At 76.1% G+C, this 8,974-nt stretch carries 7 protein-coding genes; 2 read left to right on the top strand and 5 right to left on the bottom strand.

Annotated features, from left to right (window positions below):
* Window positions 1–53 precede the first annotated feature (53 nt).
* The 5 genes from ACFXAM_RS35885 to ACFXAM_RS35865 all read right to left on the bottom strand — a co-directional run bounded on the left by ACFXAM_RS35885 (window position 54) and on the right by ACFXAM_RS35865 (window position 6,595).
* Window positions 54–1,874 (bottom strand): right-handed parallel beta-helix repeat-containing protein, encoded by a 1,821-nt coding sequence (locus ACFXAM_RS35885; protein WP_380297789.1) that lies wholly within the window; start codon window positions 1,872–1,874, stop codon window positions 54–56.
* Window positions 1,875–2,143: 269 nt separating this feature from the next.
* On the bottom strand, window positions 2,144–3,022 hold the full coding sequence (locus ACFXAM_RS35880) for an MOSC domain-containing protein (protein ID WP_380297787.1): 879 nt from the start codon (window positions 3,020–3,022) through the stop codon (window positions 2,144–2,146).
* Window positions 3,023–3,353: 331 nt separating this feature from the next.
* The gene (locus ACFXAM_RS35875; RefSeq protein WP_380297785.1) at window positions 3,354–4,151 is read right to left on the bottom strand and encodes a DUF6643 family protein; all 798 of its coding nucleotides are present in this window, start codon (window positions 4,149–4,151) and stop codon (window positions 3,354–3,356) included.
* A gap of 366 nt (window positions 4,152–4,517) precedes the next feature.
* Entirely contained in the window at window positions 4,518–5,087 is a 570-nt protein-coding gene (gene mscL / locus ACFXAM_RS35870; protein ID WP_380297783.1) for a large conductance mechanosensitive channel protein MscL, read from the bottom strand.
* A 377-nt stretch (window positions 5,088–5,464) separates the two neighbouring features.
* Window positions 5,465–6,595 (bottom strand): glycosyltransferase family 4 protein, encoded by a 1,131-nt coding sequence (locus tag ACFXAM_RS35865; protein ID WP_380297781.1) that lies wholly within the window; start codon window positions 6,593–6,595, stop codon window positions 5,465–5,467.
* Between the two features lie 324 nt (window positions 6,596–6,919).
* Between ACFXAM_RS35865 and ACFXAM_RS35860 the strand changes: the two genes are divergently transcribed.
* A complete protein-coding gene (locus ACFXAM_RS35860; RefSeq protein ID WP_380297780.1) occupies window positions 6,920–8,038 on the top strand; it encodes a glycosyltransferase in 1,119 nt (372 codons plus the stop codon).
* Between the two features lie 112 nt (window positions 8,039–8,150).
* Window positions 8,151–8,837 (top strand): DsbA family protein, encoded by a 687-nt coding sequence (locus ACFXAM_RS35855; RefSeq protein ID WP_380297778.1) that lies wholly within the window; start codon window positions 8,151–8,153, stop codon window positions 8,835–8,837.
* The last annotated feature ends 137 nt before the right edge of the window (window positions 8,838–8,974 follow it).

Below are 8,974 nucleotides of genomic sequence, written 5' to 3'. Positions count from 1 at the left end.
ACGAGGACCACCCGGGCCAACTCGACCAGGTGGCCGCGCTGAAGCACCCCGAGCTAGGCGAGGATCTCGCCGTACAGCCGCGCCACCTTGTTCTTGCCGGTGCCGGGGGCGCCGGTGAAGACCAGGTGGCGGCGGAGCGAGGGCGCCTTCAGCCCGGCCTGCCGGCGCCGCCGGCCGACCGAGATGAGGTCGATCAGCGTGCGCACCTCCTGCTTGACGGTGGCCAGGCCCACCAGCCCGTCGAGTTCGGCCAGCGCCTCGTCGGCGGGCCGGCAGTCCGGGATCGGGCCGATCACCGCCGCGGCGGCCGTGGCGGTGGGCGCGGAGGACGCCAAGGGTGCGGTGGTGGGCGCCGGCTGGGTGCGCGGGGTGGGGATCTCGGGGGCCGCGGCCGACGCCGCCGGGACGTCGTCCGAGGTGCACCCCTCGACGACCGGTCCGGGCTCGGAGAACTCGAAACCGGCCCGCTCGTTCTGCTCGGCCCGGCACCGGGTGAGCACCGTCCGGCAGCCGTCGATGATGTGGAAGCCGAAGCCCTTGCCGTGCGAGACCCGGCAGTCCTCGAAGGTGCCCCGGCCCTGGGCGGAGACGTAGACGCCGGCGTCCGAACCGGCCCGCACGGTGCAGTCCCGCAGCACCGGGTCGGCGCCCTTGGTGACGATCACGCCGGTGGCCACGTCGGAGATCTCGCAGCCGGTGAGCACGCCCCCGCTGCCGTGGTCGCGGAACCAGAGCCCGGTGCCCGCCTCCTGGACCCGGCAGCCGGTGAGCGTCACGGTGGCGCCGCCGCTGACCGACACCGCCGAGCTGCGGATCCGGCTGAACGAGCAGCCCTCGGCGACGGCCGCGGAGTCGCGGTCCAGGACGAACAGTGCGTCCGGCAGGTCGTGCAGCGCGCAGTCGGTGAGCGTGAGCCGGGCGCCGTCGCTCACCCAGAGCGCCGGGTACTCGCCGTTCGAACCGTGGATCTGGCAGGACTCGGCGCTCGCCTCGGTGCCCTGGTCCCAGACCGACAGCGCCCCGCGCCCGAAGTCCCGCACGGTGGAGTGGGCGAGGCTCAGCCGGGCCCGGCCGCGCAGGTCGGCGGCGTTCTCCGGCACGTCGTGCACCCGGCAGCCGGTGAGCACGAGTTCGGCCTCGCCGTCGAGGGTGAGCCCGTTGCCGGTGACCCGGTGGATGTCGCAGTCGACCAGCCGCCCGCCCGCCTGGGCCTCGGCCTGCACCCCGCTGCCGCGGATCTCGTAGATCTCGCAGCCGGTCAGCTCGGCCGCGCTGCCCGGGTCGGAGAGCAGGACGCCCGCGCCGGCGGCATGGTGCACCCGGCAGCGGTCCAGCGCGGCGGTCGCGCCGCCGAGCACCGCCAGCCCGGCCTGCCCGGCGACGGCGACCTCGCAGTCCTCGAAGGCGGCGGCGGTGCCCGCGCCGCGCAGCCGCAGCCCGAGGCCGTCCGGGTTGGCCACCACGCAGCCCTTCAGGGTCGGCCGGGCACCGTCGGTCACCTCGACCCCGGCGGCCGAGTGGGTCTCCACCCGGCAGCCGGTGAACGCGGGGGTCGCGTCCGGCCCGGTCACCAGGACGGCGGGCACGGAGCGGTCGCTGCCCTCGATCACCAGGTCGCGGACCACCGCCGCGGCGGTCACGGTGAGCGGGACCCCGCCCGGCGGGTCGATCCGGACGCTGCCGGGGCCCTGGGCGGCGGCGAGCGTCACCGCCTTGTCCACGACCACGTTCTCCCGGAAGGTGCCCGGACGCACGGTCACCGTGTCGCCCGGCTCGGCGGCCGCCAGGGCCTCCGTGAGCGTGTCGTACTCGCCGGCGCGGCGCCGCCAGCGGGATGCGCTGTCCTGGGTGACCCGGACCCTGTGCTCAGCCATGACGGTCTGTCGTCCCCACCTTCATCGAGCCGGTGATCTGCGGACCGGACGCACGCGGACGCGGCGCGCCCGGACGCGGCGCACCGGGGTGCGCGGGTCGTCCGCCCACCGTAGCGCGCCCGCGCGGGTGATCCGGCCGCGCGGGCCGGGCGGGGCGGCCGGGCGACGCGGCCCCACGGCGTGCGCCAATACCTGCTTCAACGAGCGCGCACACGTCCGGTACCGGGACGGGGGTGCGGGAACGGGAGCGCACCGCCCGGCGCCCGCCGTCAGACCCTGAGGTCGGCCGGCCAGTGCGCGCCGTCCTCCAGCACCTCGACCTCGTCGCCGAGCCGCAGCGTGCCGAGCACGTCGTCCTCGACGCCGGCCGGGCGCTCGGGGATCAGGTTCTGCCCGAACGCCGCCTTCTTCAGCAGCCGGTGGTGCCGGGCCAGGGTGCGCAGCGGCTCCGGGCCGCGCCGCTCGCCGCTCTCCTGGTCGGTGGTGGTGACCACGCAGCGCCCGCAGGGCTTGACCACCCGGAAGGTGAGCTCGCCGATCCGGATCCGCCGCCAGCCGTCCTCGGCCCAGGGTTCGCTGCCGGAGACCACCACGTTGGGGCGGAACCGCTCCATCGGCAGCTGCTCGTGGCCGTCCGGGTGCTCGGCGGCGATCAGCGCGTTGAGTCGGGCGAGCGAGGCGGTGGTGGTGAGCAGCAGCGGGAAGCCGTCGGCCATCGAGACGGTGTCGCCGGGGGAGGAGAACTGGGGGTCGGCGGGCCGGGCGCGCGGGTCGTCCAGGTGCACCAGCCGGTAGTCGCCGACGTGCTCGGCGATCCACAGCTGGCTCTCCTTGTCGGCCTCGACGGCGTGGAAGCGGGTGCCCCAGACCTCGACGTCGGCGAGCTGGTCGCCGGCCGCGACGGCGGGGGCGGGGATCTCGGCGCGCGAGCCGTCGGCGGTGGTGAGCACGAGGGTCCCGGCGGGGGTGAGCTCGGCGCGGACCTGCCCGAGGGCGGCGTTCTCGCGCTGGCTGACGAACCGGCCGGTGGCGTCGGCGAGCATCCAGCGCCGGTCGCCGGCCAGGCCCCACGGTTCGACGCGGGCGCTCTCGGGGCTCAGGCGGTACATGGACTTGACGGGGTAGACGTGGAGTCCGGTGAGCTGCATTCCTCCATCCTGCCAGCCGTGCGCGGACCGCCGGCGCCCGCGGTCGGCGCCCGGACGTGCCGCCGACGTGCCCCCGACGTGGACCGACGTGCCCCCGACGTGGACCGACGTGCCGCCGACGCGAACCGACGCGCCCCGATGCGGCCCGAGACGTCCCGGGTGCCCTCCCCGGAGGGTGCCCGAATGCGCACGGACCGCCCGGGACGCCGGTGGGGCGGCGTTCCGGGCGGTCCGTGGATGACCCGTTTCTCCGTACGCCCGGCGGATGTGGGTGCGCCGGGTGGTGCTAGGTGGTGCGGGTGCGGGCCGGAGGGGGCCGGCCCGGAAGGCGTCAGTAGCCCTGCGCCTGCGGCTGGTAGCCCTGCTGGAACTGGCCGGGCTCGCCGTACGGGCCGGGCCGCTGCGGCTGCATCGGGCGGACCGGGGCGACCGGGGTGACCGCCGGGCGCAGCTGGGCGCCGCCGAAGGACTGGTCGCCGGAGCCGCCGAAGCCGCCGGGCTGGCTGCCCGGGCCGCCGAAGCCCTGCGGGCCGCCGAAGGACTGCGGGCCCTGGGGCTGGCCGGCGCCGTGCGGACCGGTGGGGTCGCCGGCCGGCTGCGCGCCGAAGGTCTGCGGACCGCCGTGGCCGCCGACGAAGGTGTTCTGGCCGCCGAAGCTCTGACCGCCGGACGGCTGGTACCCGCCGGTGGCGGCCTGGGTGAAGCCCGGGGGCGGGGTCTGCGGGCGCTGGCCGGGCAGGTACGGCTGCGGGCCGCCGTAGCCGGGGACCGGCGGCTGCGGCGCGGCGGCGTACGCGGGCGCGGGCTGCGCCGGGATGTACGCGGTGGCCGGGCCGGAGGACGGCGCGCTGCTCGGGCCGGGGCCCAGGGCGAGGCGGGCGGGCGGCAGGGCGGGGAGGTTGCCGCCGGGGGCGTCGTACCCGGTGCCGTACCGGTTGTTCTCGTAGGACGGGCCGGAGAGGCCGGATCCGTAACCGGTCGACAGGGCCGGCGGCAGGGCGGCCGGCACGTTGATGGGGGCGATCTGCGGGACACCGCGTTCTGCGACGAGGCTGTCGTAGATGGGCGTGCCGGAGGAGAAGGACGGAGAGGGGTAGCCGACTCCGTCGTAGGAGCGGGGCGAGGTCATGGGGCATACGGTAAGCCCACAACGCGCCTGCTGAGGAGACTGGGAGGCGGAGCAGTTCGAGTGTTTACACAAGCTTCGCTCGAACAAAAGTTTCGAAAGTGGGAAGAACGGACATTCCGGCGGCGACTTCCGGCCACTGTCCGGTGGCTCGGGGGGTTCGAACGCGGTCCGGACGGGGGTGCCGAAGGCCCGTGCGGTGACGGGCCGGTGGACGGTTCGGGGACCGTCGAAGAAACTTTTGCGGGCGGGGCGTGCACCGGCGCATTCGAGCCCCCGCCGGGGGCGCGGCGGGGGCTCGTGAATGTTTCGGGAATAAAGTCCCCGTCAGGTCTTTCGCGGGCCGCGGTCAGCGCGGCCGGAGACCGTTCAGCGCGCGGGGGCGGCCTGCTCGGCGGACTGCTCCGCCGCCTGCTCGCCACCCTGCTCGGCGCCGCGCTCGGCGGCCTTCGCGGCGGTCTTCCCGGTGCTCTTGCCGCCGGTCTTCGCGGCGGGCGGCTCGACGGGTCCGCGCTGGGCCGGGAAGCCCGGGCGGCCGGCCACCTCGGTGGTGCAGAACGAGCAGCGCACCGCCGCGACCGGGATCCGGCTCAGGCACTCCGGGCAGTCCTCCTTGGCGACCGGCTCCGGCTCGGCGCCCGCCAGCTTCGCCTGGAGCTTGCCGACCGGCACCACCACGACGAAGTAGATCACCGCGGCCACCAGCACGAAGCCGATCAGCGCGTTGACGAAGACCCCGTACGGGAAGCGGGCGCCCGCCACCTCGAAGGTCTTCTCGGTGAAGTCGCCGACCGCGCCCGTCGCCACCCCGACCAACGGGGTGAGGAACGCCGTGACGAACCCGGTGACCACGGCCGTGAAGGCCGCGCCGATCACGATGCCGACGGCCAGGTCGACCACGTTTCCACGCAGCAGGAAGCTGCGGAATCCCTTGAACACCGGGAACTCCAAACGGTACGGGGGAGGGTGGGGCGGGACCACGGGTCCCGGCCGGTCATCCTGCCGACCGGGCGGGCCCGCGGTCCAACCGGCGTCACCCGAACCGCGTAACGGGACCGCGGGACGGTGCCGACGGCTCGGGCGCCGCCCGGACGCTCCGCGTACGGCTGGATCCGGACCACCGCCCGCGCCTGCCCGGGACGGGCGCCGGCGCACCGGCGCCGCACCGACGGGTGGACGCGACGGCGCGAGCCGATCTCGTCGGCGCGCAGCGCGTCGGCGCACGCCGGTGCGGTGGGACCGGAACCGGCCCCGGCTCCGCGCGTCGGGCCCCGACGCGCGGCGCGGGCACTTCGGCGGTTCCCGTCCGGCGGGCGTCAGACCACCCGCAGGCGCAGCGAGCGCTCGTAGAACTCCACCATCTGCGCCGACACCCGGTGCAGCGTGAAGGAGGTCAGGAACCGCGCCCGCGCGGACTTCGCCCGCACCCGCGCCGAGGCCCGGTCCTGCAAGGTGTCGGTCAGCGCCTCCGCCAGCGCGGCGGGCCGCTCCGGCGGCACCAGCCGCGCGTAGTCCTCCGAGCCCACCGTCTCGCGCAGCGCCGGCACGTCGGCGGCGACCAGCGGCACGCCGACGCCCATCGCCTCCAGCGCCGCGCTGCCCAGCCCCTCCCAGCGGGACGGCACGGCGAACGCGTCGGAGGCCGCCATCAGGTCGAACACGTCGTCGCGCGGCCCGAGGAAGCGCACCCCGGCCGTCGTCGAGGCCAGCGCCCGCAGCCGTTCGCTCTCGGTGCCCTCGCCGCCGGCCAACAGCAGCACCGCCTCCGGCTCCGCGCGCAGCACCTCCGGCCAGGCCTCCAGCAGCACGTCCAGGCCCTTGCGGTACTGCTGACGGGCCGCCGCCAGCACCACCGGCACCTCCGGGGGCAGCTCCAGCGCGGTGCGCACGGCGGCCCGCCGGTCCGGCGTCACCGTGCCGAGGCGCTCCGGGTCGCGCCCGCGCGGCACCACGTCGATCCGCTGGTACGGCACGCGCAGGCGGCGCGCCATCGCCCCGGCCACGTAGCGGGTCAGCGCGTGGAAGCGCCGGGTGCCCTGCGCGGTCGCCGCGTCCACGGTCTGCGCGGCCCGCACCTTCCACGGGCTCAGTCCGCGCGCGTTGCGGTGCTCGGGGCCGTACGAGGCGTCGACCAGGGTGGTCACCACCGGGGTGCGGGCGGCCAGCGCGGCGGCCCGGCCGAGCACGTCCGACTCGTACAGTGTGGTGTGCACCAGGTCCGGGCGGCGCTCGCGGACCAGTCGGTGCAGGGCGGCGGCCGTGCGCCCCCGGGTCGGCCGGCCGACCCCGAACACCTCGGCGCCGGCCGCGGTGAGCTCCGGCTGGAAGCCGCCGGGGGAGTCCTTGAGGTAGGCGACGTCCAGCTTCACCCCGGCCCGCGTCAGTTGGGGGGCCATCGCCATCAGGCCCTGCTCGGCCCCGCCGGCCCGGCTCACGCTGTCGATCACATAGAGCACATGCACAGGCCAACCCCCGCCCTCCTGGGCGCGCCCGTTCTCCCGTGCCGGGACGGCGCCCTGACTGCCGCTCAGCATCGCAGGTCGCGGTCGGTGCCCGCCAGCGATTAGGTCACACCCGGAGCGGTGTCGGAGGGCCGGTGGCGAACCGTCCGGGGGCGGACGACAGCGTGCAGCAGGGCGCGTTGGCCCCTCGAAGGGCGCACGACGGCTCCCGTCCGGCGCTTTTCAGGAGTACCCGCGCTGGCGTGCGGACCACCGCCGGGTTGCGCCAAGGGGTCGTCCCTGGCCGGAGGCTGTGCCAAGGTCGTTCCCATGCCTGACGCGACACCGGTCAAGGTGACCGGAACCCGCCCCCGCATCCTCCACCTCATCACCGATCCACGCCGCAGCGGCGCCCAGAACCTCGCCCACGACCTCCACCGCGAACTGCGCCGCCGGGGCCAGGCCTCCGCCCTGCGCGCGCTCGCCCCGCACCCGGACGCCCCCGACTCCCGCACCACCGTCCTCGGCCCCGGCCGGCTCCACCCGCGCACCCTCGGCGCCCTGCGCGCCGCCGCCCGCACCGCCGACCTCGTGGTCGCCCACGGGGCCGCCACCCTCCCCGCCTGTGCCCTCGCCCTCGCCGGCACCCGCACCCCGTTCGTCTACGCCTCCATCGGCGACCCCCGGAACTGGACGGCCGGCCCGGTCCGCAGGCTGCGCACCGGCGCCCTGCTGCACCGCGCCGCCGCCGTCACCGCCCTCTCCGACGGGGCGCGCGACCTGCTCGTGGAACACTTCCGGCTGCCCGCCGCCACCGTCCGCACCATCCCCAACGCCCGTGCCGCCGACCGCTACCCGCCCGCGCAGGGGCAGGCCGACCGGCGCGCCGCCCGGCAGTCGCTGGGCCTGCCGCCGGACGGCCTGCTGGTCGCCTGGCTCGGCCCGATCGCCCCCGCGAAGCGCCTCGACCTCGCCCTCGACGCCCTCGACCGGCTCCCCGACGTGCGGCTCGCCGTGGCCGGCGACGGCCCGCAACGCACCGCCCTGGAGCGACATCCGGCCGCCGCCCGGGCCCACTTCCTGGGCACCCTCGCCGACCCGGCGCCGCTCTACCGGGCCGCCGACGCCGTGCTGCTCAGCAGTGACAGCGAGGGGGTGCCCGGGGTGCTGATCGAGGCCGCGCTGGCCGGCCTGCCGGCCGTCGCCACCGACGTCGGCTGGGTCGGTTCGGTGGTCCGGGACGGGGTCACCGGCACGCTGGTCGCCCCCGGCGACCCGCTCGCCCTCGCCGAGGCGCTGGCCGGGGTGCTGGCCGGCGACCGCGCCGGACTCGGCGCCGCCGCCCGCGCCCACGCGCTGGCCCACTGCGATCTCGACGTGGTGGCCGACGCCTGGCAGCGCCTGTTCAACGAGGTCTGCGACCGCGGCGGACCGCGCGGGCGCGGCTGACGCGGCCGACGCGTCCCGGTGCGCCGGGTCGGGTGCGCTGTTCAGGCGAATCCCGGCCCGACGCACCGGGACGACAGGCCGTTGACGCCTCGTCACGGGTCACACTCCCGGTGTGAAGCCGATCCTTCGAACCTCCCTGTTGCTGGCCGTCGCCGCCGGGATCGCCGCGTCCCCCCTCCAGGCCGCCGCCGTCAGTCACCAGCCGCCCCGCGAGGGCACCCCGTTCTCCCACCTCAACACCATCCAGCCGGTGCGGGAGAGCGCCCGCACCGAGGCGCTGGAGTTCTTCTGGTACGACTGCAGCCACTCGCAGGCGCTGGAGCAGCCGCTGCAGGCCTGGGCCGAGCGGCACCGCGCCGACGTCGACCTGCGCCGGGTGCCGGCCATCTGGCCGGGCAGCCGCGAGGAGACCGCGCAGCGCGGGCACGCCCGGCTGTACTACACGCTGGAGCGGCTCGGCCTGGTCGACCGCCTGCAGGCCGGTGCCTTCCGGGCCGTCCACACCGAGGACCAGGACCTCACCACCGAGGCCACCGCCACCGCCTGGGCGCAGCGCCAGGGCGTCGACCAGCAGCGCTTCCGCGAGGCCTACGGCTCGCAGCAGGTGTCCAAGGCGGTGGACGAGGCGGCCGAACTGTTCGTCCGCCACGGCATCAACGAGCTGCCGACCGTGGTCGTGCACGGTGACGCGCGGACCTCGCCGACCAAGGCCGGCGGCGTCGAGGCGATGCCCGGGGTGATGGACCGTCTGGTCGCGGAGGACCAGCAGCGCCACCCGCGGGCCCACACGCTGTTCTGATCCCCCGTCACCTCCCCGGATGGTCCCGGCGGGGCCGGCCCCCCACGGCCGCCCCCCCGGCCGGGTTTCGACCCCAACCCAAAACAAAAAATATAATTTTTTATTTTTTAATTTTAGAGCTGTAGCTACCCCCCCAC

The organism is Kitasatospora sp. NPDC059462 (assembly GCF_042749955.1).
GTDB lineage: Bacteria > Actinomycetota > Actinomycetes > Streptomycetales > Streptomycetaceae > Kitasatospora.
The sequence above is the reverse complement of the archived record's forward strand: the minus strand, read 5'-3'. Positions and strand labels throughout refer to the sequence as shown.

Bases quoted from the DNA above. Each gene is read 5' to 3' on its own strand.
- ACFXAM_RS35885 (WP_380297789.1), bottom strand. From the start codon at position 1,874: ATGGCTGAGCACAGGGTCCGGGTCACCCAGGACAGCGCATCCCGCTGG.
- ACFXAM_RS35880 (WP_380297787.1), bottom strand. From the start codon at position 3,022: ATGCAGCTCACCGGACTCCACGTCTACCCCGTCAAGTCCATGTACCGC.
- ACFXAM_RS35875 (WP_380297785.1), bottom strand. From the start codon at position 4,151: ATGACCTCGCCCCGCTCCTACGACGGAGTCGGCTACCCCTCTCCGTCC.
- ACFXAM_RS35860 (WP_380297780.1), top strand. From the start codon at position 6,920: ATGCCTGACGCGACACCGGTCAAGGTGACCGGAACCCGCCCCCGCATC.